General features: G+C 42.5%; 27 protein-coding genes and 1 pseudogene. 12 read left to right on the top strand and 16 right to left on the bottom strand.

Annotated features, from left to right (window positions below; all coding sequences use genetic code 11):
- The first annotated feature begins 298 nt into the window (after positions 1-298).
- Positions 299-3,508: an autotransporter outer membrane beta-barrel domain-containing protein gene (locus tag DQM29_RS11995; RefSeq protein WP_111740908.1), complete on the top strand. Its 3,210-nt coding sequence runs from the start codon at positions 299-301 to the stop codon at positions 3,506-3,508.
- A 240-nt stretch (positions 3,509-3,748) separates the two neighbouring features.
- Here the strand turns inward: DQM29_RS11995 and DQM29_RS11990 are convergent, their stop codons facing one another.
- Positions 3,749-4,051 carry a helix-turn-helix domain-containing protein gene (locus tag DQM29_RS11990; RefSeq protein ID WP_111740907.1) on the bottom strand — a complete coding sequence of 101 codons (303 nt, stop codon included), beginning with the start codon at positions 4,049-4,051 and terminating at the stop codon, positions 3,749-3,751.
- Positions 4,052-4,213: 162 nt separating this feature from the next.
- On the opposite strand from DQM29_RS11990, the gene DQM29_RS11985 reads away from it, so the two are divergent.
- A complete protein-coding gene (locus tag DQM29_RS11985; RefSeq protein ID WP_111740906.1) occupies positions 4,214-4,501 on the top strand; it encodes a helix-turn-helix domain-containing protein in 288 nt (95 codons plus the stop codon).
- A 167-nt stretch (positions 4,502-4,668) separates the two neighbouring features.
- Here DQM29_RS11985 and DQM29_RS18315 read toward each other — a convergent pair whose 3' ends face one another.
- Positions 4,669-5,565: an MvaI/BcnI family restriction endonuclease gene (locus tag DQM29_RS18315; RefSeq protein WP_197708824.1), complete on the bottom strand. Its 897-nt coding sequence runs from the start codon at positions 5,563-5,565 to the stop codon at positions 4,669-4,671.
- Positions 5,566-5,654: 89 nt separating this feature from the next.
- Positions 5,655-6,140, bottom strand: coding sequence for a hypothetical protein (locus DQM29_RS18310; RefSeq protein WP_197708823.1), 486 nt, complete (start codon positions 6,138-6,140; stop codon positions 5,655-5,657).
- A 276-nt stretch (positions 6,141-6,416) separates the two neighbouring features.
- On the opposite strand from DQM29_RS18310, the gene DQM29_RS18305 reads away from it, so the two are divergent.
- The 5 genes and pseudogenes from DQM29_RS18305 (at position 6,417) to DQM29_RS11970 (ending at position 9,495) form a co-directional block, all read left to right on the top strand.
- Complete coding sequence (locus tag DQM29_RS18305) at positions 6,417-6,764, top strand: DNA cytosine methyltransferase (RefSeq protein ID WP_197708822.1); 348 nt, start codon at positions 6,417-6,419, stop codon at positions 6,762-6,764.
- A 108-nt stretch (positions 6,765-6,872) separates the two neighbouring features.
- A complete protein-coding gene (locus DQM29_RS18300) occupies positions 6,873-7,433 on the top strand; it encodes a DNA cytosine methyltransferase (protein ID WP_232054906.1) in 561 nt (186 codons plus the stop codon).
- Positions 7,434-7,481: 48 nt separating this feature from the next.
- Positions 7,482-7,685 carry a hypothetical protein gene (locus DQM29_RS18295; RefSeq protein WP_197708820.1) on the top strand — a complete coding sequence of 68 codons (204 nt, stop codon included), beginning with the start codon at positions 7,482-7,484 and terminating at the stop codon, positions 7,683-7,685.
- Positions 7,682-7,921, top strand: a complete 240-nt coding sequence (locus tag DQM29_RS18425; RefSeq protein ID WP_232054905.1) for a DNA cytosine methyltransferase — start codon at positions 7,682-7,684, stop codon at positions 7,919-7,921. Before DQM29_RS18295 ends, DQM29_RS18425 begins: the two co-directional genes overlap by 4 nt.
- A gap of 602 nt (positions 7,922-8,523) precedes the next feature.
- Positions 8,524-9,495: pseudogene (locus DQM29_RS11970) on the top strand (IS481 family transposase).
- On the opposite strand, the gene DQM29_RS11965 reads toward DQM29_RS11970, so the two are convergent.
- The 5 genes from DQM29_RS11965 to DQM29_RS11945 form a co-directional block, all read right to left on the bottom strand.
- On the bottom strand, positions 9,490-10,209 hold the full coding sequence (locus tag DQM29_RS11965; RefSeq protein ID WP_111740905.1) for a hypothetical protein: 720 nt from the start codon (positions 10,207-10,209) through the stop codon (positions 9,490-9,492). The pseudogene DQM29_RS11970 and the gene DQM29_RS11965 sit on opposite strands and share 6 nt — an antisense overlap.
- A 76-nt stretch (positions 10,210-10,285) precedes the next feature.
- A complete protein-coding gene (locus DQM29_RS11960) occupies positions 10,286-10,756 on the bottom strand; it encodes a hypothetical protein (RefSeq protein ID WP_145960365.1) in 471 nt (156 codons plus the stop codon).
- A gap of 61 nt (positions 10,757-10,817) precedes the next feature.
- Positions 10,818-11,534, bottom strand: a complete 717-nt coding sequence (locus DQM29_RS11955; protein WP_111742079.1) for a helix-turn-helix transcriptional regulator — start codon at positions 11,532-11,534, stop codon at positions 10,818-10,820.
- Between the two features lie 235 nt (positions 11,535-11,769).
- Positions 11,770-12,654 carry a GTPase family protein gene (locus tag DQM29_RS11950; protein WP_111740903.1) on the bottom strand — a complete coding sequence of 295 codons (885 nt, stop codon included), beginning with the start codon at positions 12,652-12,654 and terminating at the stop codon, positions 11,770-11,772.
- 165 nt (positions 12,655-12,819) lie between these two features.
- The gene (locus tag DQM29_RS11945; protein WP_052232688.1) at positions 12,820-13,059 is read right to left on the bottom strand and encodes a helix-turn-helix transcriptional regulator; all 240 of its coding nucleotides are present in this window, start codon (positions 13,057-13,059) and stop codon (positions 12,820-12,822) included.
- A 113-nt stretch (positions 13,060-13,172) separates the two neighbouring features.
- Between DQM29_RS11945 and DQM29_RS11940 the strand changes: the two genes are divergently transcribed.
- Positions 13,173-14,054 (top strand): hypothetical protein, encoded by an 882-nt coding sequence (locus tag DQM29_RS11940; RefSeq protein ID WP_111740902.1) that lies wholly within the window; start codon positions 13,173-13,175, stop codon positions 14,052-14,054.
- A 252-nt stretch (positions 14,055-14,306) separates the two neighbouring features.
- Here DQM29_RS11940 and DQM29_RS11935 read toward each other — a convergent pair whose 3' ends face one another.
- The 6 genes from DQM29_RS11935 to DQM29_RS11915 all read right to left on the bottom strand — a co-directional run bounded on the left by DQM29_RS11935 (position 14,307) and on the right by DQM29_RS11915 (position 20,692).
- Entirely contained in the window at positions 14,307-15,218 is a 912-nt protein-coding gene (locus DQM29_RS11935; RefSeq protein ID WP_111740901.1) for a hypothetical protein, read from the bottom strand.
- Between the two features lie 49 nt (positions 15,219-15,267).
- A complete protein-coding gene (locus tag DQM29_RS18630; RefSeq protein ID WP_332102943.1) occupies positions 15,268-16,860 on the bottom strand; it encodes a hypothetical protein in 1,593 nt (530 codons plus the stop codon).
- 122 nt (positions 16,861-16,982) lie between these two features.
- Complete coding sequence (locus DQM29_RS18625) at positions 16,983-19,118, bottom strand: magnesium transporter CorA family protein (protein ID WP_332102942.1); 2,136 nt, start codon at positions 19,116-19,118, stop codon at positions 16,983-16,985.
- 40 nt (positions 19,119-19,158) lie between these two features.
- Positions 19,159-20,130, bottom strand: coding sequence for a reverse transcriptase family protein (locus DQM29_RS11925; RefSeq protein WP_111740900.1), 972 nt, complete (start codon positions 20,128-20,130; stop codon positions 19,159-19,161).
- Complete coding sequence (locus DQM29_RS11920) at positions 20,111-20,401, bottom strand: helix-turn-helix domain-containing protein (RefSeq protein ID WP_004104673.1); 291 nt, start codon at positions 20,399-20,401, stop codon at positions 20,111-20,113. Before DQM29_RS11920 ends, DQM29_RS11925 begins: the two co-directional genes overlap by 20 nt.
- A gap of 51 nt (positions 20,402-20,452) precedes the next feature.
- Positions 20,453-20,692, bottom strand: coding sequence for a hypothetical protein (locus DQM29_RS11915; protein WP_111740899.1), 240 nt, complete (start codon positions 20,690-20,692; stop codon positions 20,453-20,455).
- Between the two features lie 662 nt (positions 20,693-21,354).
- Between DQM29_RS11915 and DQM29_RS11910 the strand changes: the two genes are divergently transcribed.
- The 4 genes from DQM29_RS11910 (at position 21,355) to DQM29_RS18415 (ending at position 24,364) form a co-directional block, all read left to right on the top strand.
- Positions 21,355-22,617: a hypothetical protein gene (locus DQM29_RS11910; RefSeq protein WP_111740898.1), complete on the top strand. Its 1,263-nt coding sequence runs from the start codon at positions 21,355-21,357 to the stop codon at positions 22,615-22,617.
- Complete coding sequence (locus DQM29_RS11905) at positions 22,614-23,678, top strand: hypothetical protein (protein ID WP_111740897.1); 1,065 nt, start codon at positions 22,614-22,616, stop codon at positions 23,676-23,678. Before DQM29_RS11910 ends, DQM29_RS11905 begins: the two co-directional genes overlap by 4 nt.
- A gap of 67 nt (positions 23,679-23,745) precedes the next feature.
- Complete coding sequence (locus tag DQM29_RS18420; protein ID WP_232054904.1) at positions 23,746-24,141, top strand: hypothetical protein; 396 nt, start codon at positions 23,746-23,748, stop codon at positions 24,139-24,141.
- Positions 24,142-24,157: 16 nt separating this feature from the next.
- Positions 24,158-24,364: a hypothetical protein gene (locus DQM29_RS18415; protein ID WP_232054903.1), complete on the top strand. Its 207-nt coding sequence runs from the start codon at positions 24,158-24,160 to the stop codon at positions 24,362-24,364.
- A gap of 225 nt (positions 24,365-24,589) precedes the next feature.
- Here DQM29_RS18415 and DQM29_RS11895 read toward each other — a convergent pair whose 3' ends face one another.
- Both DQM29_RS11895 and DQM29_RS11890 read right to left on the bottom strand, forming a co-directional pair.
- Complete coding sequence (locus DQM29_RS11895; RefSeq protein WP_111740896.1) at positions 24,590-24,880, bottom strand: hypothetical protein; 291 nt, start codon at positions 24,878-24,880, stop codon at positions 24,590-24,592.
- A gap of 699 nt (positions 24,881-25,579) precedes the next feature.
- On the bottom strand, positions 25,580-26,821 hold the full coding sequence (locus tag DQM29_RS11890; RefSeq protein WP_111740895.1) for an integrase: 1,242 nt from the start codon (positions 26,819-26,821) through the stop codon (positions 25,580-25,582).
- Positions 26,822-26,853 lie beyond the last annotated feature (32 nt).

Genomic DNA, 26,853 nt, shown 5'->3' with positions numbered 1-26,853 from the left:
TTTATTACAGTGCATTGAATATTGATTAACGTTGTTACAACAAACTGAATTTTATTATCTAATTGATTTTATTCTATAATTTAATTTTAATTGTTCTTTTCTTTTATGTGGAATTATCGATTCCATTCTTTTGTTAAAAATTTAAATATGTTGACTAATGGGTTGCTTTAAACTACATTGATATAGTATTTCTATTTAATCATTGCATTGGAAATTGTTAATAATTTATAAAAATAATAAATAGCACACTGATTATAAAGATTTAAATAAACCATGATGGATAAGGATATCAATACTAATGGACTATACACCCGCACTTCGTCGCCATAAAAAACGCTTTCAAATGGCTGCTGTTGCCTCAGCAATCGCCACTGCGCTCATTTCTCCTCAGGTTTATGCGGCTGTAACCACAACCGTCAGCGCCGCAAACGGGCAAGATATTACTTTAACCCCCAATGAGCAGCACCTGCTGGCTAACGGCAGGCTGGCATTGAGTGCGACAGGCACGGGAACGATTACCGGAGACGGCGTCCTTATTTCTGTGACTCACCCCAGCGGTACTGTTAATAGAGACTCCGCAGCTATTAACGTTACCAATGGCGGCAAGGTATTTCTGACGGGCGCAACGATCAATCATCTAAATCCCAGTAATGGCTATTGGACAGCAGACAGCACTCGGGCTATTTATGCATATGGTTCGGATACGCTTGTTGATATATCTGACTCCAAGATAGAGACTTTTAACTATATTATACAAGTGGTTAATGGTGCGACAGCCAAATTTCATAATACTGAGATGATTGCTCAGAGGCATGGATTGAATACGAGGGGAATTGGTTCAAGCACTCACGTCACTGATTCTGATATAACGTTTCTTAGTGCTGGAACCAGTTTCAATGCACGCAATGGTGCGCTGATCACTGCCCGGAATACGTATATTCACGGGATAGGCAACTATGGTTCCGCGCTATCATGGGATTCAAATATTACGCAACCAAACCAGACTCAGGCCTCTAAAGGCATTTTTGATAATGTAACCATTGAAACGCAAAGGGATGCCACTATTGGTTACGGCGTTTGGCTAATTAGTCGTTCCCAGCTCTTGATGGATAATTCACATATTATCACCCATGGAAATAGCACTAAGGGGATATATGCGAATAAAAGTCAGGAAATATCGGAAGTCCGTAATACCAAAATAGAGATGCGCGGCAGTAGTGGTAACGCGGTATCTATGGAAAACGGTAGTCAGATACTGTTAGCCGATAATAGTGAAATTATCACCTTTGGCAATAACAGCAACGCGCTGTATGCCCATCACAATAATAGTGATGCCATAGCACCCACTAAGATCACGGCGTCTGATATCAGTATCACGCTTAACGCTGACGGTGCGAATAGCTACGGCGTGAGATCTGAGTCTGCCGGTTCACAGATTTATCTTAATAATGTCCAACTAACGGCTTACGGCGAAAACGCAACGGGGCTTTTTGCCAAAGAAGCCGAGAGCATTTTGCATGCGGATCGCGTTAATGCACAAATCCATGGTGACTCATCTACCGGAATGCGGGTACAAAATGGCGCTAACGTTAAGCTGAATGACAGTTTATTGAATGTGACCGGGAATAATAGCCACGGCATTGTTTTTAATACCGCGAATACCAGCGATGCCAACAGCTTACAGATCGTCGATAGCCATATTGAGGCGCAGGATGGCTATGCCATTCAGAATCAAAGCGGTTCGTTAGCTCTGAACCTGAATAACTCCACGCTTATTGGTCGTACGGGTGGTGTAGACGGTGTCGCTATCAACGTGAGTGATTTAAGCTCAGCGGTACAGTCAGGCACGGTGGATATCACTGCCGATAATTCACATATTTTCGGCGATATTATTTCTCAATCCAATAATGCTAGCGCCTCTTTAGGCGTGACGTTGAGTCATGGGTCATCATTCACTGGCCGGACGCCCTACGTTGATAGTATGACCATCAACGATACTAGCCAGTGGAATATCACTGACAGTTCGACACTGTTAACGCTTGCAAATAGCGGCTCGGTTGCTTTTCTGTCTCCTGATAACAATGGAACATTTAAAACGCTGACAGTGAATGGTAACTATCACGGCGGTGGAAGCTTAACCCTTAATACCGCATTGGGTGATGATGACTCTGAAACAGACAGGCTCGTGGTAGGCGGAAATACTTCAGGCACAACCAGTCTATTCGTTAATAACTACAACGGCAGCGGTACACAAACTACCGATGGCATTGAAATTATTACGGTTGCTGGGGAGTCCGACGGTACCTTTGCGCTTGGAAACCGCGTCGTTGCCGGCGCTTATGAGTATCGCGTCGCTAAATCGGGCAAGAACTGGTATCTAACCAGCGCTCTTTATGAAGAGCCGACGGATCCCACTGACCCAACAGATCCGACAGATCCAACAGACCCAACAGACCCAACGGGACCGACAGATCCTACTGACCCCACAGATCCTGCAACTCCATCTCAGCCTGAAGAGGGGAATAGCGGTGGGGGTATTCATGTCATACGCCCTGAAATCGGGGGCTATATTGCAAACCTGGCGTCAGCCAATACGCTATTCCTCTCCCGTTTGCACGATAGGTTAGGTGAAACACAGTATACCGATTATTTAACCGGTGAGGCGAAAGTCACCAGCATGTGGCTGCGTCAGGAAGGCGGGCACAATCGCAGCAAAACGCAGTCCGGCCAAGCGAAAACGCAGACTAATCGCTACGTAGTGCAGCTGGGGGGCGATATCGCTCAGTGGAGCCAGACTGGCTTAGACCGTTTCCATTTAGGCGTTATGGCGGGCTATGGCTATGCGCGTGGCCATACGGATGCTCAATACAGCGCTTACAAGTCCAAAAACAGAGTGGACGGCTATTCGCTCGGGGTATACGGCACTTGGTATGCCAACCAGCAGGATAAGTCCGGACTATATGTTGACAGCTGGATACAGCACGCCTGGTTTAATAACTCCGTTCAGGGCGATGGGCTTTCAGAAGAGAAATACCACTCCAAAGGATGGTCAGCGTCGATTGAAGCGGGATACAGCTTTAATCTAAGCCAGAGCGATAGCGTAAGCTATTGGCTACAGCCAAAAGCGCAGGTGACGTGGATGGGTGTTCATGCTGATAAGCACTATGAAGCGAACGGCACAAGAGTCACTGGTAACGGCGATAACCTGTCCACGCGTTTAGGCCTGCGCGCCTATCGTCAGGCACAGAGTAAGGTGGATGCTCAGACCGGCCGAACACTGCAGCCGTTTGTTGAGATTAACTGGCTACACAATACAAAGAACTTCGGTGTGACAATGAACGATGTATCTGATTATCAAACAGGTACACGCAACATTGGAGAAGCCAAAGTAGGTATTGAAAGCAACTTTAACAACCGGCTAAACGTATGGGGCAGCGTCGCCCAGCAGGTTGGTGATAAAGGGTATCGCGATTCTCAGGCTTCGATTGGGGTTAAGTATAGTTTTTGATTGTTGGTTGCCGACATGATGGGTAGCGCTTTATTGACGTGAGCCTAAAGGTTACCTAATAGATAGGGGGTGTTTTCATGGGAAATGCCCTCTATTTATTTGGATAATATCAGGAAGGGAAGAAGAGCTTAAGAGGAAAAGAGCAGTAGGATTTTGATCTGGTTGTGTAAATATAAACAGCCCCCACTGTTTTATTTAAGATAGAACTCCCGACAAGTTGGTTAATGCATTTTCTTTTCACTACTCAGTTTGTTGTGTGTTGGTGCTGTCTTCGGGGATACAAATACATATCGGAAGTGGTGATTTTGGCGCTCGCTTTTGTCTTTCTTTAACGTATCTGCTGGGCCAAATCTCTTCGGGATGAAGCCCTATTACTGCTGCAATTAACCACTCGCCTTTTGGCCATGGGCGTACCAGAGCATTTGCCAGCGTTGAAGAGGCCAGACCTGCCTCTCGTGAGAGTTTTGCTAGGCTGGTGCCCCGCTTTTTTAGCGCTGCGATAACGTCGGCAGAGTGCCAGTCTATGGCTGTTTGTTTATTCATATATTTTCCTTGTTAAACCGTGATAAATCATACAACTCTTGAATAATGCTCTTGATTTAACTCAAATTAAAGTAATACATGAATTTATAAGGGAATGCATGAAGAGGGGCGGAGTTCGTAGGCGGATAATTTCTGCATGTAAACAGGAATTAGGTTACTGCTGTGATTGGGAAAAGACTGAAAATTTCAAGAGTAAGTGCAGGCCTGACACAGGCAGAACTCGGTGTTCGCGCTGGCTTGGATGAGGAGTCGGCAAGCGCTCGTATTAGTTCATATGAAAAGGAAGTCCATTCTCCCGATTTTAAATTGGTCTGTAGGCTAGCTACGGCGCTTGATGTACCAGAAGCGTATTTCTATGCGGTTGATGACGATCTTGCGGAATTGATTTTGCAGTATCATCGGTTTAAGAAAAGTAATCCGGGGAGTAGGGTGTTGATTGCTTCGGGGTGATGGGGGGATTTAATAAGTAAGGAAAGGCCACGAGTTCAGAGGTTATCTCGTAATATTTCTAAGATCCAATCTTCGATATTTGATTGATTATTAAAGTTTTATAAAAATAAGTAACTATGAAAGAAATGCATACTAAAAATCTTGGTTTAGTATGCATCGATTAACATTTAAATAAGTTTGTATTTTATTGGTTCGGGAAATAAAAGATCAAAGTTTTTTTGATCTATTTTAAATAATGGACCTTTCTCACTTACTCTATTATTTTTTCCTGAGCGCTTAATAAGATGATCCATTGTAATAACACCACTTTCAATTAATGGCATTAGTTGGTTTAATAATGGTGCTTTTGTGTGAGTTACTGAGAGTAACTGAAAATATTCAGTGCCATCAATAAATGTACTTGATGCTTCTATCCAAAAAGTTTCAGCATGCTTTTCTTTTAAACGTTCTCTTAAGAGAGAGCCGCTCCAGCTTGCGATATGTTCTTTATGTTTTGTTTCTCCATTATCAATTTTTATTGACCATTCTTGTAATTCATCTTTGTCCATTTTAAATATAAGACTTTGGCTATTCGGTTTTTGGCTGCTAACGGAACAATAGAGTTTAAAATCTTTTTCACGGAAATAGCCAAATTTATCCAGAATTTCAGCACTTTTCTTATATGGGCTGATATCCCACTGAGCTACTTGAGCAAATAAAGTTGAGCGATTCTTTGACGAATTACGTCCTGATTTTAGCTCAATGCCTTTGTAATCGGGGAGTTTGCTCGAGTTGGCTGCGATTCCTAATGCCTTTTCGATTGACATTCCAATCGCAGTATCTCCTTGATGAGTTGCCCGAATAGGATGCTTTGCCAATTCTTTTAACTTACTTAAAAGCTCATCTGCAATGGAGTTATTTTCATGTAGATATTCATTGATGAATTTCTTTATTTCATTTGAGTGTTGCAATTCATTTTTTAAGTTTATCTCACTGAGATTAATTAAATAAAGACTATCTTTAAAAACAACAATTGCAACTTGAGAACCGGCAGGTGCAAATTTTCCTAGACCTGTAAACCACATTCTAGGATCGCCTTTTTTTGTTTTAGGCCGATATAAACTAACTTGCGACTCGATTAGTTCAGTTGGTGTGACAAAGTAGGCATGCTTTTTTACACCATATTCATCAGCTCCTTGTTTCTGTTGTTCATAAAAATGAAATTTTGTAAGTTCAAAGTGTGTTCTAATAGGAGAGGTAGAGTCCAAAATGCTTTTTTAAGGCCAGTGGTTGTAGGCTCAAATATAGAAAACTCAATGGCAAGTTGAGCTAGCTCTTTTTTATTATTAATGACTTTTAATTTTATTTCATCATCAAGATCTTGGTGACGCTCATTTTTTATATCTTGCTCTTCATCTTCACTTAATTCAATATCTTCATCGTGAATGAAATTTATCGAAACATTGGGAGTTGGAATAGATAATTTTTGATTTAATTTATAGGCATTAGTTATAGCTTTCCAATTACCAAATTTATTTTCTTTGGCAACTATTTGTAATGCATCATCTAAACTGAGAGTGTTGCTTTGTTTTTTTAATTGTTTAGCACGTTGTTTGAATCGTTCATATTGTGAACGCGTAACTAGAATTTGTTTGGACATGTATGCCTCTCTGTAACAAAAAAGTTTCAAATAGATACATACACCAAACTTACTGCCCATAAATAAGTTAAAAGTGCAAGTTGAAACTAGTCATTACAGAGAGGACGCAAAGGGTCTTTACTAACTTGGGCTGAAGGCTTCTCTCTAAGCCTGATTTTCAGATTATCGAGGCGCCTCGAAAAAGTCAACTAAACTCACCATAGCCGCCTGGACATTTCTTTTTTTTTAGATTAGAATGTGCTTTATCGTAGTACTGTTTATTTATATAGGTGTATATTGAAAAAGAAAAATAAATTCAATCATATAGAGCTATTTGCTGGTTGCGGGGGACTATCATTAGGGTTAGACAAGGCTGGTTTTGAACTCCTGCTAGCTAATGAATTGTCACCAATGGCTGCAGAGACATTTGCATATAATTTTTTTAATGAAGATTTTCAGCAAATGGCGAAAGATAACCATAAGCCTAAACATGCCTTTTGGATTAGCAGTCAATTCGATACACTATCACAACGCTTAAGAGAAAATCCTTTTCAATATCCGATTGATTCAGTAACAAATACTGATTTGCCACCGAATGTAGAGTTATTAAAAGGTAATTTAATTATAGTAATATTATTCAATTAAATAAATATTTTAAAAAATAACAAAGTGCTATTGGATACAATACGGAATGGATTTAATGGTAAATGGGTCGATTTAGTTTCCGGAGGGCCACCTTGCCAGAGTTTTAGTATGGCTGGATTAAGAGAAAAGGATAGTGATAAAAATACCCTGCCGTGGGAATTTGCCAGCTTTGTTGAACATGTTCAACCTAAAATAGCAGTGTTAGAGAATGTCACTGGTATTTTAAGAGCTTTTAAAGATAAAAATGATAATTTATTTCACGCCTGGTTTGAAGTTGCGAAAGTTTTTGCTACTAAGAAATATATTCCTTTATGCTTACATGTTAATGCTCGATTTGCCGGAGTTCCTCAAAATAGACCTCGCTTTATTATGATTGCAATTCGTCATGATATTTTTGAAGAATTAGAGAAAACTTTTTCAACTATAGATTCAGAATTAAAACTATTTAAAGAATCTAAGGTATTTTATCAGTTGGTACAGAAGCAGCCACAAGAAGCTATATTCGGTACATTGCCTTATTTTGATGTGACTAAAGATGATAATTTATCTTTATTTAAGACATCATTTCTTCATCATTTAGTCGGCCATACGCCTGTATCGGTTAGTGAGGCATTAGATGATCTAAAAATGAATAAACCAAGTAAATCATCATTTTTTGTGATAATTTAAATAAACCTTTTTCAACTATACTACAAAAGCGAGATAGAATTTATAATCATGAGTATCGTAGTAATAGTTACTATGTCCAGAGAAGATTTAAGACTATATCAAGTGCTTCAAGAATGTAATGATAAAAATATTAATAAAGCGGTTTTTAATATTTTGAAGGGAAACGATAGTGTGATCTCTGATTCTATATGGGATGTGCTTAAAAATTTTGATTATTTGAAAGATAACAATAAGATGGGTAAGTTTTATTGAAATCAGAATTTATTAAATACTTACAATCACATCCAACGAAAAAACAAACTCAAAAAGCATTGAATGCTAATTTACCTGCACCTGCTGCATTATCTATTCCTGATGATGCTTGTCATTATGATAAAAGTGAATTAAGAGTTTTAACTGTTAGAGAGATGGCAAGAATTCAGTCTTTTCCTGATAACTTTATTTTTAGATCGAAAATAACGACAGGTGGGCAGATGCGAAAAATTTGAGGTTCCTCAATATACTCAGGTAGGAAATGCTGTACCACCATTACTTGGGCTAGCTCTAGGTAAATGTATTAGTGAATTATTGAATAAATTAAATAAAAATTAACATGTTACAGAAAAGATAAAATAATAATTAATTCATGGGGTTAGATTTTGCAATCTCGTTGTAAAGAAAAGCTCATAAGTTTTAATAGTTACGAGCTTTCTAAAATTTATTGAACTGCAGGAGTTGAACCAGAATCCGAAATTTCCACACAAAAAAGCCCGCAGGGCTTGCGCCGTGCGGGCTCTTAGGACTTCATCGGATGACTCTGGTAATCACCGATGGAGAATTTTGGAGAGCTAGCTGAAAGCGACACCAAATACTAACTGTCTGATTTTTTGAGCAATGTAACGGGAATCAATGTCACAGCAGTATGGCACTAGCCATTTGTATCAATCAAGATGAAGAGAGGGGTCATGATTGGCAAGAGACCTTCTAAGCTTTTGGACACGAGTAAACTCTAGCGTCTCTAAAAACAAATCTGAAAGTTCTTGTCGGGAAATCACAACGTCATCACTAACTTGTGTGATTCATAGACATCGTTTCACTATAATGCCTTACTATGAACAGGGAAATTCAGCAGCGGTTACAGTGGGTAAAACTCTATGAGACGTCTGGTGATGCGGGGTTCGTATGTCGTCGCTGCGGCATTTCTCGCCCCACATTACGTAAATGGTGGCGCAGATATCTGGCACAGGGTATAGCCGGTCTGGAAAGCCACAGCCGTCGTCCTAAACATTCACCATCAACTAAGACTGGCCCCGACGAAATTGCTCTGATTCTGGAGTTACGAACACTGCGGAATCTGGGTGCAAGACGTATTCAAAGCGAGTTAAAAAGGCTTCATTCGATCTCTCTGGCTATAGCAACGATCCACAAGGTTCTTTGCCAGAACCAGGTTAAGCCTGTTGTTAAGTTCCGACGTAAAGCTGACTTCATTCGCTACGAACGCCCTGTTCCTGGTGATCGTGTCCAGATGGATACCTGCAAGATTGGTCCCGGTTTATATCAGTACACTTCTATTGATGATTGCACTCGATACAGGGTCCTAAGGCTTTTACTCTCGTCGCACGGCTGCAAATACATTGGATTTTATCGATTGTGTTATTGAAGAAATGCCTTTCCCAATACAGCGGTTCCAAACGGACCGGGGAAGAGAGTTTTTTGCTGTTAAGGTGCAGGAAAAATTAAAAGAATACGGCATCAAGTTCCGTCCGAATAAACCTGCGTCACCTCATCTTAATGGCAAAGTTGAGCGATCCCAAAAAACAGATAAAGCTGAGTTTTACGCAACCATAGACTTGGCTGCTAACGACCTGAGTGATCTACTGGCGGAATGGCAGCACTACTACAACTGGGAGCGCCCTCATAGCGCACACAACGGTAAAACACCGATGGAGCGCTACTTCGAGCTAGCTGAGCAAACGCCTTACTCTGACGCCGTCCAAACAAGCTATCAGCCCAGTGAAGAACATGTACAGGAGCAAAATTACAAACTTGAACTTGAGCTGAGAAATTGAAACGATGTCTATGAATCACACAAATTACATGCGGCTGCAATTTCTCTGTATGAACAGTTAACTTTAGCTGCTTCGTAGCTGATTAAACCTATAATGGGGTTATTTTTCTCATTGTTGTTGTAAATGTCTTTTAGAAGATTATCTCCTTGTTGGCTGGCCCAGCTCTGGGAGTCATTATTAAAATCAAAGTAATATTTTGCTGAGAGCAGTTGGACGGGGTGTTCTGTACCAGGTAAAACGCTCCAGATAATAACTTGCTTAACTTTGATGGTTTCATTTTCAGCCAGTTTTTTAGCAGCACTTAAACCTTCTTTCAATTTTGAATTGTCTGCTTCTTTCTTAAAGCAATAAGGATCACTTCCATTGGCGACACAGGCCTCATTGTATTGGTCTATAGAGCGCTTTGCGCTTTCTATCAAACTGGCGTAGCCATTAGCAAACCGAGTCATTTCCCTTTTCCAGATACTATTAGTTGCAGATGCCGACATATCACACGTATAAGTAACAGTTTGGCGTCCTTGCTCATCGGCTCCATCTTCCCATTTAAACGATTCACATCGCTGGCGATGCTCTAATGCAGTCCCCAGGGTTCTGGTTGAGTCTATATTTGATAATACCTGTGATTTTATAATTTCCTGATTGTCTGAAGCGGATACATTATCACAGCCAGCAACAATAAATATTGAGCAGCCGATAAACAATCCAGTAAGTACTTTTTGTTTAGACATGAGTGATTCCTTTTGAAGTTTTGGTAAATTACGTAGCCTTGACTAAATCAGGCCTGATAAGACGGTTAATCTGGTTTTAATGAATGAAGGGCGCATGTTCGATACCTGTATAAAGTAAATCACTCCTGGTAGTAATCGTACCGGTCAGACAGGCGTGACTTTCAGTTTCTTTACCCATAGGGTTCATGACACTGATATGAGCATCAGGCTGACCTTTGTACTCTTCATAAGTGATAGCCATAGCGCCTTCTATATTCTCTCTAGTTCCTCGCAATACAAAGACTCTATTGTCAGTAACATCATTTGCTGTGATGGACTGCTGTGCTTCACCTGAATTAGTATCCATTTTGATGACTACGCTGCCTTTATCAGAACTTTTATCCTGTGATTTATAGGTAATATATACGGTATCTTTTTTATGATTCAGTGTCATAACCCCACCAGTATCAAGTGTACATTTAAGCTCCCAGTTTTCCTGACCAGCCTGCGAAGAACTGCTTAACAACATTATTAAATATAAAGATGTTTTTATTTTTACAATATTCATATAGCCTACTGATTAAGTGAGGAGATTATTCTTAATTGATGAAGTTGCTCCTCTTTTACTACTATTTATTTGATGAATAATATTTTTTATATGAACGATGATTAGCCGAGTTCATTACATCATGGATATAAGGAACATGAGGTAAGGATGAGATGAACCGCTCACACGCAGTGAGATGGCAGATGTCATCTCTGCGCACAAAACTCTCTGTGGTTAACTTCACCTGGTTGATGCTGGCTACTGGAATAACCCTGATTATTTCGGCCTGACAGGCAACTAAATACCAATTTCCTTCCGTGTGAATAAGACGATAAGGTTCAAAGACCGCGTGAGAATCATTGCCAGTCAGCAAATGAATACAGTTTTGTTGACAGATCGCCTGTATCAGTCGCTGAAAACATTCTGATGACACAACCGAGTCAGAATGCGATGAAGACCAGATAAGGCAGGGAGAATATGACGTTTCACCCGTGAGGTAATGCATCAACCTGCGATCAGGTGACGGAAACAATTGAGTGATTCCGGTGTTGCGCATAAACGCCAGAACATCTAACGAACTGTCTGTAAAGCGTTTCCCATCAAGTCGCCAGCGCCCATTCTCACTAACGATATTAAGGTGGAGTAATCGTTGGTGGAAATCTCGCTGTAGCGTTCGTTCAGATACTCCAAACTCTTCTGCCAGGGTTTTTAGGTCAAGAGACTCTCCTGACAGTAACCGGCTGATAATCTGTGTCAGCCTGATGGCAAACCGGTCATAACGAGTCGATGTAGTGTTCATCAGAAAAATGTCCATGGATAACTTACTGTTTTTAATGATGTTATTATGAATCATGAGCACGACAGGATATGTCGTAGTAACAGGAGGAATAGAGAAAAAACGTCCAGGCAAATAACTAAGTAATATCCTGATTAACAATAACTATTTTTTTCAGAGACAGAACTGAAGCAGGTCGCGACATATCCTGTCGCTGAATTCATAATTTTCAGGTGGCTTAACTCAGTGGGTAGATGTATTAGAAAAACCAGTGCCATATTGCGGTAGCTGCATTCTCCAGCCCTTCTCTGAGCACTCCCAGCCCGTTGCGTATCACGTTGGGGAGAGGTATGGCCTCCAGAATCCTGCTCAATAATTCTCCCAACAAATCCGCGAAATCCTTTCGGGCCTTCGTCTCCGATTCTTTGGTGCGATGTTCTTTCCTGATCTGGCGAAAGACGCCACTGGTAGCCTCTGGTGGCAGGGCAAAAATCATTGTTTCAACTATACGAGACATGTTGTAACCGGTTTTTGCTGAAACAGCATGCACCGGGTAAGGGGTAAAGAACTGTCGGGAAACGGCAGCACTTCTCGCTGTGAGCGTCATGAGTTGCTTCACTGAAGGAGATCCTTTTTCACGATCCCATTCCAGTGATGGCTCGGCTTTGTCAGCCTGGTTGATAACAAAAACAATTCTGTCTGTCGATACGCCACAATCCAGTAGAAAACGGTGGAACTCTTCGTCTGTGGTACAGGCTCGGTCATCGGCTTTCATCACCCAGAGAATGAGATCCAGCTTCGGTAACTGTTCTTGGTACATCTGGCGATATATCTCATCATGATTCAGTGATTCACCTGCGCCCGGCAGATCGATCAGCGTCAGGCTGCGTCCTCCAGCGTTCAGGGTAAAATGCAAAGGTTTACGTGTGCAGCCTTCTGCATGGCTGACTGGGCTGAGAGGATGTTCAAAAAGGGCATTGCAAAGCGAGGATTTTCCGGCACCTGTTTTTCCCATGATGCCAATCACGGGTTCGTAATGAATACTCTGGCGTATATGCTCCAGAACCAAATCGGAGATATGTTCAGGAAGAATGGATAAAGGTTGCTTCAGGACATTAATGCCCCGTTCAAAGGAATCAGACATGTAGCCTCCGGAATGAAAAAAATTCGATACAGCAACTTCGCTGCAATGTATTCATTGCGGTAATACAGGTCTGTTTTTTTTTGCATTCGAATTACGGGGAGGAATGTGGTTTTGTGGAGCAAACCGGGGGCATTGCCCCGGTTCACTGATACGGTGAAATGATATCTAACGTCGCATTACCCATTCATTCAGTTCTGACTCCAGCCAGCCAACGGATTGCTTTCCCAAGCGTTTTTGTTTTGGAAATGTTCCATCGTAGCGTGGCGATTTTGGATTAAGCCAGTCGTATATGGTTGAGCGTGAAATTCCCATTTTTTTCATGACATCTTTTAGCCTCAAGATCCTCGGTGAATCAGGAATATTTGCGTAACTGGATGTATGTAAGGAGGGAGGGTTCTGTAACATCTAGGCTTCCTTAGTATGAGTTTGTTCAGGTGGGTCCATATTGCCAACCACGCTGGGGCTGTCATACACTGGAAGTAACATTAAAATAAAATCACTTTAGGGATTTACTTTTCATGAAGGATGTGGGTGCGAATTTTTTTGATGATTTCTATCTGCAAGTTTGTACCGCTTGTGAGGACAAACTTCTTGAGCTGGAATGGAAACTTAAAGTCGAAAAAAAGGAGAGCAACCAGGATGTTCTGCGCACTTACAGGCAAAGAGCCTATGATAAAATTGAAGAATTTAAAATTATTGAGTATTCAAAAATACAATGTCAATATTTTGTAGATATGACTAATAGCGACAATATACGCTACTCACAAGAGTTTATAAATGTTGATGGAATAATGGTTGAGAAACCTTTTGTTTATAAGAAAACATATGCAGAATATCGGATTGAAATTCGAGGAGAAATGGACGGGTATAAACTGAAAGGATTAGCAAGGCTATATGATGCACATTATGAATATATATATCTATCTATGGCTTTAGAAGATTTTTACTGGGCGCAGTTCCAATATTCATTGGGCAATAAAAAAGAAAGTTGTAAGTTTCTTCTTGATGCTTATTCTTATATGAATGTCTGTATTTCGCAAGATGATAACCGAGAATCACCGAGTTTTCATCGATTAAGAAGTGGTTTTGATAAAGTATGCAGAAGAGCGCGTTCAAGCGCTGGAGGGAAGAATAAACTTGCAGAACTTGAATATATTAAAGATACAGTTGTAATCTTACTTGGGGATATTCCTTCACATAGCGACTGGAAAAATAAACGTCAACTTCTTGAATATTTAATGCCCTATATTTGTAATAATGATAAAAAGATCAATCCAGATAAATGGATAAATGATACAGGCGATAGAGAGGAAACTATCCGCCGCAGACTTAATAAATGGTCTACAGGTGATCTAAAAGTAGAGATTGATAAAGTCCTAAAGAACGATACTAACAATTAATATTTTTATGGGTTTGATATTTTTATGTCTATCAGGAGGCTACTATACGATCAGTCTTGATGGGTTTTGAAATTACATCGCTATGAAAATACCTAACATAAATCTATTGGAAATCCAATCATTGTTAATATGACAGTTGTAATTGTGTCTACACTAGAAATCGAATGAAATTTATAGGTTTGACGTAGCCTTAGTGGTAGTCGAAAATAATTATATAAATGGGCCTGCATTTTGCAAGAAGGCCCATTTACGTCAGGGGTAAATTATATATCCCATAATCGCGCAGATTAACCGGTAATCACTCACGTAGAAGATTTCCGGATTCTCAGTGCTTTGTTCACCGATAAAGAAGACTTGAGCTCTCTCTTTAGCTTTTTTATTTACTGCTTCTTTTGCTTCTTCCTGCACAGTTTCAAGCTCATTCAAAAGCATAGTCTTTTTGGCTTTTGACCAGCCTCCCCACTCAATGTGTAGTTTATAGCTACGCGAGGGCTTAAACTTACCAGATTCGTCTTTTGCCCATTCTCCCGAGAGCGGAATGACAATTCGGTTTTCGTCTTGCTCAAATTTCTGCCATAACAACTGCGAATAAAAAACTCGGCGCTCAGGGTAGGGTTGAACCGGGTCTTTTAGTTTTTTAAACACGGTCATGTAAGTATCGGCATTAATACCCTGGATATTTAATGACATACCACGGTCATACGGGAAGCGAATAAATGCCCTACAAATCTGGCGAATAGCATTAACCGGGCGGCGGGATTGCCGCGCTGGAGCATTTCCCCCGCTGGATGCTGACGATGTAGAACGTATTGGATTGGTGTTGTTGTCGCTACCAGTAGTGCCAGGATCAACAACGGGTCGTTGTTCAATCAATTTTAACCCTGCGGGCATCAAACCCGGTGCGCTGTCTAGCATGTTGCGGACGCTTTTTTTCTGTCCCTGCTTAACCACTGTGCTTTCAGCATCTGCATCACAGTTAATATGCTCTTTTCCAGGCATTTTATTAAACGACGGTCTTTTCTTACTTCCTTTTTGCCAAGCGGAAGGATACATCTCAATCCCACATCCCCAGCATACATAGCCACTGGTATCAACATCATCTAGCAGCCAGAGATCTTCTGCCTCGACTTTTTCTCCGGTACGTTTATCACGTGCAGATTCCATTACTTTCTCCTTAACGCAGAGTTTTCGTATAGACTAGGGATAGTAGCCTTTATTCAAACCGCTGTTCCCGTTCACTATCTTCCAGTTGTTCACGCTCTTTTTGGCGTTCCACCCACTGAATCATTTTTTCACAAACTATTTTGGCAGCCTCGGCGATATCTGGACGCTTGTGTTTACTCAGCACACAGATGGCGCTTGATCTAGCTTGCATTATGTTCGCCAGGCTACCAGTCCAGGATGATGGAGTGATTCGCCCAGCAAAAGACTCAAGTACAGCTAGTGGCTCAGGTGAGGCCTCTAAAAGTTCTATAGCCACTTCGTGTATGGTCAGTGCACTCTGTTCACCATTTTTTGACCAAAGAGTTACGCCACCAGCTACTACGGGCCAAACACGGGGATCATTTCTGGCGTTGCACCATGCAATTAAAACGTTTGTATTTATCCTTGCAAGGGGATAAGTGCGTAAGCCACTACGCCCAATAAAGAATTGTCTTCTTTGCTGCTGTTCCTCTGTACCTTCAAAAATGCGATTGAGAAATACTTCTGGCATTAAGGCTGCTGTTGTAGCTATAGTTTTATGAAATCCAGACACATATCCATAGTGCTCATCGATGACACTGAAGATTGTGTCCAACCACTCAATTTTTTTTGCCTCATTACCATCGAAACGCAACGCGGCATCAATAACTCGTTCCATGTAAAAATCAATTGTCCCTCTTTGTCCTCTGTCGCTGTTTTTAATCCGCTGGATTGCTGCAGCAAGACCGATCAACCGAAAGTCTGCACCAAGTGTATCTGCAGATTTATCTTTACCATGTAGTCTCATGGATAGCGCATGCAAAATGACGTTATCTCCGCTTACTTTTCTTAGTAGCCGCTCTGCAAGATCGAGAACACGAACTCTCGGTAAATTGGCGTATTGTTCTTGCCATAAAATCGGCTCATACATGAAAGGGAGAATGTCCGGATCATCCAAATGCTTCATGCAGCGATCCAAGTCATTTACGGTGAACTGCCGCCATGGATGTAAGCTTACTAACGCTTGTCGAAGAATTTGATGTTGTGCACACTGCTCTAGTAAGTCCTGTGCTAATGCTTGATCAACAGAGTCAACTTCCTCAATGAATCCTTCAAGGACTCCAAAGTCTTTGTTAACATCTGGCTGCTTTTCTATTTGTTCAACAAGTCGCTGCCAGCCAATACGTAGATCATGTTCCCCTCGAGCAAGTCCTCGACCAAAGACGGCACGATAGGGCATTCCACCGATGGAGAACAGCTCTGCTCCTAACTCCTCAATCACATGATTTGATAATGCAAAGTCCTGTCCCAATAGAAGTGCCTTGGCTTCCAGTCTTTTTCCGGCTGCGGCATATTTATTGGAATCCTCGTGATCAAAATCCGAATCCAGTGCCCAATAATCATGATTTGTACTTAACACATATGTCTTTATTGTTGGAATTAACTCAGTGGGTTCTAACTCTTTCTCTAAGGCAGCAAGATTGTCCGGCAACTGCTCAACATCATTTCCATCGTTATGCTTGGTATAGTCAAAATAGATCGTTGAACGAACGGCTTTCCAACCTTCACCCCAAGGGCTAAAAGCATTTAATGTGCGGGCAGCATCGACGAGTTTGTCTCGCATCCCTTCTTGAAACCATATTCCCCTAAATTCGTTAGCAAGGATTGAGCGTGCGAGTCCTTCAAGTTCAGGATCTCCGGAAGTCCCTAATCGGACCACAACATCAATGAAAGCGCTTCGCCACTCTATAAGTTCATCATAGTTGGGTTCGTATCCATAATCTCTGGGCGGGCTCCAAACTCAGTTACCCCAAATCCTGACCACGGCGGGCCATCCAATGCAGTTGACAGCATCTTGAAGCCCAAAGATCTACGCGTAATAATGCTTGATGCAATGCATTCGTTCATTAAAGCAATACGCTGGCTTAGGGATGCATGAGTACCAGACAGATACGCCTGGAAAAACCTTGGGACTATGTTTCGAGCAGAATCCAGGTCATTATTATCGGCTTCGTCCTCTGCCATTTGAATAAGAAGCCTGGCGCATCGTTCAAAGGCGTTCGGTTCGTATGCCATCAATTGTAAAAGACGCAGAATACTACGTCGCTGCGGATTGTAGCCCGGCTCCATAACTTTGAAATCAGATGATGAGAGTACGGCCTCAATTCTGTCGAGCAATGCTTCAGGTGCAACCGGTCCGATATACCCAAGTATTCGTAACGAAATATCATTTAACTCGGCTATTCTTCCTAACATTCCTTCAGGCTGAAGCCAGGCTTCTACAATTTCTTTCGCAACAGGATGGTCATGCAACAACCCCAAGCGATGCGAAAAAGACATTAATAAACGCTCACAATCCGGAGCTTCAAAAGTCGCCCTAAGTTGATCAACGGGAATACTGTCGAGTGCGGATGCTGCCAATCTGTTAGCAATGGCATGAGGTAAGATAGCTCTCCAGTGAGATCTTTTCTGAACGATATGACGTTCCATCAACTTCGTAACAGCTTTGAATAACTGGATTTTGGGATAACCAGAGAGCGCACCCAATATTTCCAGTTCATCGGTAGCTGCATCTGGACTAGATATCGAGAACGAATACACCAGTGACAATATTTCAGCTTGCTCCCGTAAATGGCCGTCGGGATGATTACGTTGTTCAAACAAGCGATTAAACAACTGCGCATCTGAAAGTAGGGCTAAACTCTCACCTTCCTCCACTCTTTCCGCTATAGCCAAAGCCACTCTTGCATTCCCATCTGCGAACTCTGCAATCCGACGGGCATTATTCTGACCAATAGAAGGGAAGCGACGGATAAGAAGTTGCTCTGCCACCTCTGGACCATCTGTCTCAATGTGGATGACCTCAGTTGTCTGTGGTTTGTCATCCCTAATGTCGTACTCGATCGTGATGAGACTTACTTCTTTCCCTGCGGCTGATACTTTGCTGGCAAGCGAAGCATGGAGTTCTGATGGGCAGTTATCAAGGATCATAATTGCTCGTCGGCCTTCAGCGAGCAGGTTATCAAGCATTGCTGTAGCTGACGGTACTGGCTCATAGCCAGTATCAACATAAATAGCTACTGTCCGGTCAAGCGCATCTGTTCCAACAGTTTCATCAAAGAGCGCCTGAACAATTCGAGTCTTTCCAACACCAGACAATCCTGTAATACGAACAGCCTTGTTCGTCGAACGGATCAGTGCTCGCATTGGGTTAATTGCTCCATCAATTTTGAGTTTTTGCCCCTTTCCCGATGGTAAAGTAATGGTTACGCCTGGGGCTGAGATTAAAGTGTCTGTAACACCTTGTGGTGGATTGCTCCAGGCTCCGTAGGGTTGCCAACCGGAATACCCTTGCCCAAGCTTTGCTTTTACCCACAGCATGACTGATGGATGTTGGCGCAACCATTGGATGAGTTTGGAGCGGTCGTAGAAATCAAGATGAAGATAACTTTCGTTAGGATCATCTTTTACTGCATCCCTCATCGCTTTGAGACGCTCCTTCTTTCCTGACGGCGAGCAATCATCACCCAGGCTGACAATGATGTAACTGCCTTGCTTTCTGGCTTGTTCAGAAATGATGGAAGAAAGTGCTTTGCCGGTGCCAATTTCCCTCTCAATTGCAGACTTAGGCATCTTATGTTTCTTTGCCTGAAAGACCGTATTAGGCCTTACAAGAAAGCCTGGTTCCAGTTGATCAACTGGAACCTGAACTTGGATATCAATTCCTCCGTCAGGGGCTGTAATTGAACCAGACCAATTTACACATGCAGGGCTATGACCATGTATTGCCACTTCAGCTTCCGCTAGCCGAGCTATCAGCTCTTCCAGCTGAGAATCGGAGAGCCGAAGTAATTCGTCCTTTTCAATGTCAAAGATTGCCACGCCTTCACCTTAGTAAAAAATTTTTGTCCTGGTTCTTACACTATGGATACATATTCGCGTGTCCCGCACTCTTAAGAGCAAGCAAGCGCTGTTTAAGTTTTTTTGCTTTACCAGAATGGAATCTGGCTAATAAATGAACCAGTCCCAATGTTTGTGCATAAGGGCCCTTATCGAACTCGATAATTTCGCCCCTGAGAATGGCTTGCTCCAAATGATAGACTGCCGATCGTATCTGACTTTTCTTAGCGGAAGAGAGACCAGGTTTTGAATTCACCGAAAGCTTGGTAACTTCCATCCGTTGCCCAGATGTTCTGATTTCGTGTTTAGCTCGTTTGGGCTGGTAACCGTGCCTGGAAAGCATGCCATAAATCGAGGCTATCACATTCGTTTTAGTTGGTTTATCAAGAAAGTTTACTGAAGAGACGGCAATATCATCAACGTAGCGGGAATAAATAATTCCTCTTGCCCGAAAACTGGCTTGCAGTATCGGTTCATCTTTCCAAAACACCAGGTTAGCCAGAAATGAACTAGTGATGGCACCTTGAGGTAGCTCCCCTTGTCGGGTCGTCAGCTTGGTCAAACATTCAGCTACTTCATTACCGAAGCCAAAGAAATGTTGCCATATGTTATGCACTATTGTGTCTGAAGTTGACGGGAAAAAAAGCGTGATATCTTCATTAATAACAATCGAAGAGCCAGCGTGTAAAGTTGCATTGGTTTTATAATCACAGCCTTTCAGACTACCTGTCAAATATGCTGGATAAACAACGTAATCAAGAATATTGTGCCTGATATTGCGTTGTACTTTTTTTAGAGGTGCATATGCATCCCAAGTCTGGCGCGTACTTCCGTCAGGCTTAGTGATCGAGTTGGCGAGTCGGTACATATGGTCCGCACGATTGGCTAGATTAAGGAGTTCGATAGGAGAGATGTTCAGCGCTTTTGATAGCGCTGTCATACTGCTGATGCGTCGTTTGCTATAGAAGGGTGAGTCAGACGGAGTGTGAATCATTAAGCAGCTCCAGCGCAGTACGCGCAAGTTCTCCTTGGAGTCCTTTATCAATACCGTTAAGATCACCAGCCTCTGCTGCAATAAAGAAGATAATGCTGACAGGAATGTTGAGAGCAGAAGCAATGCTGTTAAGGGTTGAAAGCGTCGGATCTCGCTTATTGTTTTCGAGCATGGAAAGATAAGAAACAGAACATTCTGCCTTCCGAGCTAAATCCGTCTGTGATATTCCCCTTCTAGTGCGGCATAACTTGATAGCCTGTCCGATATTCATAATTAACTCCGTAAATAAATATTGGGCCTGCTGCGTCTTGGCTCTGTTGCATTATTTCATCCAATCATCAATATCTGTGATCAGACGGACCACAACGTCAATAATACGCAGTGCCCGGAAGACGATATCGTCAAACCGGAACCCGCTTCTTACTGGGCTGTCACGATGAATGCGTAACTGACGCAATACATCTTCCAGCTCTGCCAGAGCGCCAGCATCGAGTTGGCTGCAGTGAGCATCGCGCAGCTTTTCAAGCGTTGCGATGGTGTTCTTTAAAGTATCGTGATTCATGTTGCTCTCCTTTGAATCGGCAAAACGCCGAAGCCCCGTAACAAGGCGATGGCCGAAAGGAGCCAACCCGATGCGCAAGCCCAACACCAGTCTTCGCGACGATGAAGCCCCGTTTATTCCGATAGTGCAGTTGCCCTGGAGCCGCATATCGCGACTGGCTACGAATCACCATCATGACGAACGTGCTTCAGACTGACCGATGATGCTGGTCTGCCCGTCAAAATCTCCAACACCGGATGAAGGAGCGGCCTGATAAGCAGGCAAATACGCCAGACCTTCGCTGTTACGATGAGAACAATCATTTTAAAGAACACAGCTCAGGCGGAACGCCTGACCTGTAATAAATAAAGCATTTTTTTTGTTTTTTGGCAATGAAATTTTACTGTCAGTGAAAATTTATTGCCTCTTCAGTTCACCTCATACCTGCGACTTCAGGTCTACTTTGAGCGAGGAGCTGAAGTTCTCATTTTTGCTCATAAATGATAGGCATGATTAACATTGCCGTGTTTAAATCAACGGGAAGCATTTATGATTATGTGTGTTTTAGTCCGCTTAGCTGAAGCTACATTAGATGGTGGTGTACTGATGTAAGGTTCGGTCACACAGGATTATGAAAGTTGAATTTCCGTAGTTACTGTTTATGTCTTCCGTGAAGGTGATAAATGGATAAGAAAACCAAAGGGTCGTGGTTAATTCATCATACAAATAAGTTGCAAGGAGTTACCAACCAATCAGGGTATGAGAAAACCTACTTGGCGGGTAAGGCAGGGATATTATTATCAGCCATTTCAGCTAATCAGGACACGACAGTAAACAATGACAGGCTGACTGTTTTGGCAAAAGCCGCTAACATTAATACAACTTTTGAGCTTCCAAAACTTGTAGAAGTTTTACAGCAGCAGCAACTTATTGATACGTCTGCGGGTGGAATTGCTGTTCTTGGCGTGACAACCAGTACAGCGCTGCTGCATACCTCAGACCTCTTCGACTCCTTAAATCCTGGCGCTAATGAGATAGCTTCAATCGATCTTGCAGAGCACGCATCAATAGCACCAATACTTGAAAATGATATCGCCAGTGATCTCGCTGATATGTATAAGCTAGCTAGCTCCGATCTCAGTCAACTATTCTCAGACGCAGAGCAGATAGGTTTTGTAGATACAGAGAAACTTGATAGTAAAAATACATTGTTGTTCAATGGTAACCTGTTTCGTCGAGATGCAACTCAAAAAATCAAAGCTGTTTTGGATTCGCTCAACGCATCAGAGCAGGCGAAACTAAATGAGGTTACAGAGATTTTGCGTAAGCAAGCATGTGTTAGTGTTGACCATGCGAAGCAGTTTTTAGGGGAACCTCTCTTTCAGAAAGTTACTGCAATTGGTCTATTTGATATTAGTGTTGTTAGCAACTCAAATGAAGATGTTGGATTTCTAACCTTACCTTCGGCATTCTCGAAATATAGTAATTCAATGGTTGATGATGCTTTCGATCTCGCTAAAGCCTTCGTTAGCTCTGTTACTTACGGTATGACAAAGAGCTCATACGTGCGCGGGCAAATACAAATGGTTGATGCCTTGCTAAGTGCTTTGGTTCGTGGTGAAAGCGTTGGCCCTGTAGCGGCGATTGCTGAAGATTACAAATTGCTCGAATTGAAAGGTGTAGTTGAGGTCAAACAAGGAACCAAGAAGGGACGGACAGGACCAATGCTTCGACTACTTAAAAAAGAAGTTGGTGAGTTAGCCCTTCAAGCGATCCGGCAAGGAGATGTCAGCGAGCATTCTCTAAGTAGTTTACCTACCGCAGCAGTTACAACATTTAGTGGTCCTGAGCATAATAGAGAAAAGATCCGAAGGACACAAACCATGATAAGTCCCAAGGCAACGAATGACATGCTTTCGATCCTTCGAAAAGGAGGTGGGTTATGAGTAAGAACCTGCAAACTTTGTCCAAAGGGCCAAGGATGGAGGAATTGTTGCGTAGTTATTTCCTCAAGGCTGGGTATTACGTTATTCGCGGTGTTTCGTTTGTATATGAAGGTTTTGACGTCACTGATATTGATCTATGGCTCTATAGTCGAACATCTTCTGTATCTCGCGAAATTACGTTGGTTGATGCTAAAAATAAAAAAACGCCTCAAGCCATAGAACGAATTTTCTGGGTGCAGGGGTTACGAATTGCAACAAAAGCTACCAATGCGATAGTGGCAACAACTGATAAGCGTCAAGAAGTCAAAGATTTTGGACGAGATCTTGGTATTCTTGTCCTTGATGGTAACTTCCTCAGTAAGCTAGCTAATTCTGAAGGTCCAAATGGGATTAGGCTTTCGGATGAAGAGTTCTTTGCTAAGATAAATGATTATTCTCTGAATAAACTGGATGGTGATTGGCGAGGTAGAATAGTTCTTTCTAAGAGTCTTCTGGCTCAATCGCTTTCATTCGATAGTTGTAATGAATGGCTTGGACAGGGAAAGTTTTTTGCCGAGCAATCTATCACTAAGGACACTCAGCGTGAGACTGCTCTCCGATGCCTTTACTTGGTCTGTTCTTTTGTCGCCATCGCGGTGGATTTCTGCATGAAAGAACTTTCATTCTTGGATCAACCCGAGCGCAGCACGCAAATTAAAGATGGATTTACCTATGGATCCAGAGGCAGCTTAGGCTTGAAAAAAGTATTGAATGTAGCAATGGGCTTGGTCGAAGGTCATGCTAATGACGGGCCCGCAATCTCCCGGCAAGTAAGGCTAAGTGTAGAGAAACAGTTGGCACAATTGAATACTACTATCTTGGGAGAGTTTTTCTCAAAGAACGATGTTGCCAGAACTTTATTTTCTGTTGCTAAAGAGTTCGAGCAACTTGCAATGAAAAGGGAATTTTCCTCACATGAAACGGCCAGCATTGAACTTCGAAGCACTCTTTTTTGCTTACTTGACTATTGGGGTATTGATCGAGTGATGTTTTCTTCAGGCATCAATAATAGTTCACTATAAGAAAGAGCGACTCAATGTAGGCAGAACATTGGGTTGCCTAAATATAGAAATATGTAATTGAGGAATTATGACAGAAGACACCAAACGTGGTAGCGCATTAGTCAGCGCCTTAAAATCTGATGAGGTAGTCGAGTTAGGCAAAGAATATGCCGAGCTTGGCGTTGATTCTTTGATTGAATCAAACATTCTTGAATCTATCCCTTTTGTCAACACTGTTGTCGGGCTTTACAAAACTACTAATTCTGTAAGGGATCAGCTATTTTCTGAAAAGGTTATTCGTTTCCTTACTCACTTCTCAGACTTGTCGGACGCTGAACGGAGCAATATGACCGAACGGCTGAATGAAGACGATAAGTTCGCTGGTAAGGCTGGTGCAAGACTGATTGAAATCATCGACCGGATGGAAAGAGCAGACAAGCCTGAAGTTGCGGCAGAGATTCGCGCGAGAAGAGATCGATTTTAATATTCTTCGGCGTTTGTTGTTTGCTCTTGAACGCATTCCCTCATTTGATATCAAAGAACTGGCGGCATTTGTTGCCATCAACTCTGACCAACCAGTGGAAATGGATGAGGCCTTTTTGGATGGCCTCGTTAACGCCGGATTGGGAAAAACCAACGGTGCATGGAAAAGTATTATTGTCCCTACTGAGTTATGTGTGATCTTTATACGCGCTGGGAAGTTATAAGTAACGTAGCTTTTTCTTATGGCAGGAGAGGATTAGCTTACTGATCTACCTGCTAATTGCCGCAATTTAATATCAGAAAAGTTCGCTTATGGTGCAGAGCGAACAATCGCAAGGTGTATGATGCTTGGACCTAATTTCTGTGGCAACATCAGGCCGCACGACGGTAAGTGACAGAATAGATAATGGGGAATATCAGGCGAAAAAGCCGCCCAGGGGCGGCTTCTGTTAACGTGGGTACTGATTTTTAAGTGTTGGAAATTTTTCAATAACCCAGTTTTTGACATTCTGTCTTCCTTGAATATGTGAAGGTAGATGATCGTGAATCATCCACTCAATAATTTGCTGCGAACGTAGCGGGAGTGTTTTTCCGTTACTATCACTGAACGAATTGATGAGGGTGAGAACTTCATACTCCTCATGGCGGCTGAACTTTGTCGCGTCCTCTTTTGTTTTGCGGGGATCATCACCAGGAACTGCTTTCGGCGAATATGTGTAATGCAGATCTTTGCGTTCCATTAAGACTCCTTATTCTTTCAACAATTCGACTAGTCAAATAGCCTCTGGCATGCAGTTCGGGGCCATCCTGAAATTACCTGCTCTACTCATGAGCACAACATAATGAGCTGGTTAAGATAATAAAACCTATATGTGGTGTATTGCATCAACGTTCTTTGCAATTAAATTGATACAGGACAAAGTAAAAAAGAGGTACTGCGGTACCCAAGGTCTGAGAGCTTCGTAAATTTTTGTCAGCGCCAAGGAAAGGCTAAATACACGTTATTCTTTTATCCTTTGTGACTAGGCTGATTATGTGCCATCTTCAGTTTAATTCCTTCCAATGATCGGCTTCAGCAGCCTCATTCACAGTGGCACTCTGCAAAGCAGACGCTGACCAGCCAGATCAAACACTCTTTGCTGGTGTTAGTTGCGTCTATGACTTCGTAAGGTGGTGTGATATCTGGCAACAACACGAAGGCTTATGGTATGTGTCAGGATGAATGCTCATGTCAGATACACAAGCCTATAAGTAAGTTAAAGTGAACCCCATATCGTGTTACTCAACAGTATCCATCGTTCAGGCTCATATATATTCAATTGCTTCTCACTCGATGAGATTAAATTATGCTAATAATGTCGTTTCTAGCACTTACCGGACGGAAATAGACAATTACACCATATCCTCCAAAACGCTGAGTGAAAAGTAGTTAACATAATTCACCCGACCAATCGCATTCCTTTCATGCCAGTCTCAATCATATTTCCATACTCTGCTGACATGACTAATTCAGCCCACCACTGCATCATTGGACGACGCTGCTCCAGGTAATCGCTGCGGTTATAAGCGCGACGAACTTCATTCTTGTCTACATGGGCAAGTGCTGCCTCAATGACATCAGGCGGAAAGCCTTGTTCATTTAGGGCTGTACTGGCGATAGATCGCAGGCCGTGTGAAACGAGCACCCCACCAAAACCTGCGCGTTTTAGCGATGCGTTTACGGTTTGACTGTTCATCGGCTGGTTTGGCTTGATGCGGCTAGGGAATATAAATTCTCGGTTGCCGCTTAACGGCTTCATTATTTCCAGAACAGCCATTGCCTCATCTGATAAAGGAACGGTATGGTCACGGTTCATTTTCATTCGTGATGCGGGAATTTTCCATTCTCGTGCTTCCAGATCAACTTCATCCCAGCGAGCCTCAGCCGCTTCGGCTGGGCGGGTGATAGTAAGAAGTTGCCACATGAACAGGCTGCGTGTGGAAAGGCTAATGCTGGCTGTTCGCATTGTCTGCATCAGTTGAGGTAGCTGATCCGGTCGAATGCTGGGCATGTTCTTTTTCTGAGGCTTCTCGAAGGCTTTACCGATATTAACGCTGGGAACAGCATCAATCAGCCCTGTGTTCTGGGCATAGATCATGACCTCATTAATACGTTGACACAGGCGACGAACAGTTTCCAGTGCTCCTCTGGCCTGAACCGGTTGCACGGCCTGAACCAGTGTATGAGCTTTAATATCTGTAACGCTAATGTCGCCAATCGCAGGAAAAACATCTCTCTCAAGAGAGCGCCAGATATCCTCTGCGTAGTCTTCGGTCACACTGGCTTTCTTCACATTCCACCAACGTTCAGCTACGAGCTGGAAAGTATTGGTTTTGGCTTCCAGCGAACTACGCAATTGTTCTTGCTGATGTTCCTGCGGATCAATCTGTTTAGCCAGGAGTGAGCGGGACTCTGCACGGTAGTTTCTGGCATCGGCAAGGGTAACTGACGGGTAGGGGCCTATGCTTTTCTTTGCTCGTTTCTTGGTGACAGGGCGAATGTAGCGAAACTGCCAGATTTTACTCCCGCTGGATTTGATGAGTAGCTCAAGGCCATCGCCATCATAGAGAACGTAGTCCGCTTCCTTGGGTTTAGCAGATTCGATTTCCTTAACGGATAGAGGTTTGGTTTGTCTTGCCATTGCCGGGTTTCCATAGTTTTAGGCACCTCAAA

The organism is Leminorella richardii, from assembly GCF_900478135.1.
In the GTDB taxonomy this organism is placed as follows: Bacteria; Pseudomonadota; Gammaproteobacteria; order Enterobacterales; family Enterobacteriaceae; genus Leminorella; species Leminorella richardii.
This window is presented reverse-complemented; position numbering and strand designations above follow the sequence as displayed.

Bases quoted from the DNA above. Each gene is read 5' to 3' on its own strand.
- DQM29_RS11995 (WP_111740908.1), top strand. From the start codon at position 299: ATGGACTATACACCCGCACTTCGTCGCCATAAAAAACGCTTTCAAATG.
- DQM29_RS11990 (WP_111740907.1), bottom strand. From the start codon at position 4,051: ATGAATAAACAAACAGCCATAGACTGGCACTCTGCCGACGTTATCGCA.
- DQM29_RS18315 (WP_197708824.1), bottom strand. From the start codon at position 5,565: ATGTGGTTTACAGGTCTAGGAAAATTTGCACCTGCCGGTTCTCAAGTT.
- DQM29_RS18310 (WP_197708823.1), bottom strand. From the start codon at position 6,140: ATGTCCAAACAAATTCTAGTTACGCGTTCACAATATGAACGATTCAAA.
- DQM29_RS18300 (WP_232054906.1), top strand. From the start codon at position 6,873: ATGGCTGGATTAAGAGAAAAGGATAGTGATAAAAATACCCTGCCGTGG.
- DQM29_RS18295 (WP_197708820.1), top strand. From the start codon at position 7,482: ATGAGTATCGTAGTAATAGTTACTATGTCCAGAGAAGATTTAAGACTA.
- DQM29_RS11965 (WP_111740905.1), bottom strand. From the start codon at position 10,209: ATGTCTAAACAAAAAGTACTTACTGGATTGTTTATCGGCTGCTCAATA.
- DQM29_RS11960 (WP_145960365.1), bottom strand. From the start codon at position 10,756: ATGAATATTGTAAAAATAAAAACATCTTTATATTTAATAATGTTGTTA.
- DQM29_RS11955 (WP_111742079.1), bottom strand. From the start codon at position 11,534: ATGAACACTACATCGACTCGTTATGACCGGTTTGCCATCAGGCTGACA.
- DQM29_RS11950 (WP_111740903.1), bottom strand. From the start codon at position 12,654: ATGTCTGATTCCTTTGAACGGGGCATTAATGTCCTGAAGCAACCTTTA.
- DQM29_RS11945 (WP_052232688.1), bottom strand. From the start codon at position 13,059: ATGTTACAGAACCCTCCCTCCTTACATACATCCAGTTACGCAAATATT.
- DQM29_RS11940 (WP_111740902.1), top strand. From the start codon at position 13,173: ATGAAGGATGTGGGTGCGAATTTTTTTGATGATTTCTATCTGCAAGTT.
- DQM29_RS11935 (WP_111740901.1), bottom strand. From the start codon at position 15,218: ATGGAATCTGCACGTGATAAACGTACCGGAGAAAAAGTCGAGGCAGAA.
- DQM29_RS18630 (WP_332102943.1), bottom strand. From the start codon at position 16,860: ATGCGAGACAAACTCGTCGATGCTGCCCGCACATTAAATGCTTTTAGC.
- DQM29_RS11925 (WP_111740900.1), bottom strand. From the start codon at position 20,130: ATGATTCACACTCCGTCTGACTCACCCTTCTATAGCAAACGACGCATC.
- DQM29_RS11920 (WP_004104673.1), bottom strand. From the start codon at position 20,401: ATGAATATCGGACAGGCTATCAAGTTATGCCGCACTAGAAGGGGAATA.
- DQM29_RS11915 (WP_111740899.1), bottom strand. From the start codon at position 20,692: ATGAATCACGATACTTTAAAGAACACCATCGCAACGCTTGAAAAGCTG.
- DQM29_RS11910 (WP_111740898.1), top strand. From the start codon at position 21,355: ATGGATAAGAAAACCAAAGGGTCGTGGTTAATTCATCATACAAATAAG.
- DQM29_RS11905 (WP_111740897.1), top strand. From the start codon at position 22,614: ATGAGTAAGAACCTGCAAACTTTGTCCAAAGGGCCAAGGATGGAGGAA.
- DQM29_RS18420 (WP_232054904.1), top strand. From the start codon at position 23,746: ATGACAGAAGACACCAAACGTGGTAGCGCATTAGTCAGCGCCTTAAAA.
- DQM29_RS11895 (WP_111740896.1), bottom strand. From the start codon at position 24,880: ATGGAACGCAAAGATCTGCATTACACATATTCGCCGAAAGCAGTTCCT.
- DQM29_RS11890 (WP_111740895.1), bottom strand. From the start codon at position 26,821: ATGGCAAGACAAACCAAACCTCTATCCGTTAAGGAAATCGAATCTGCT.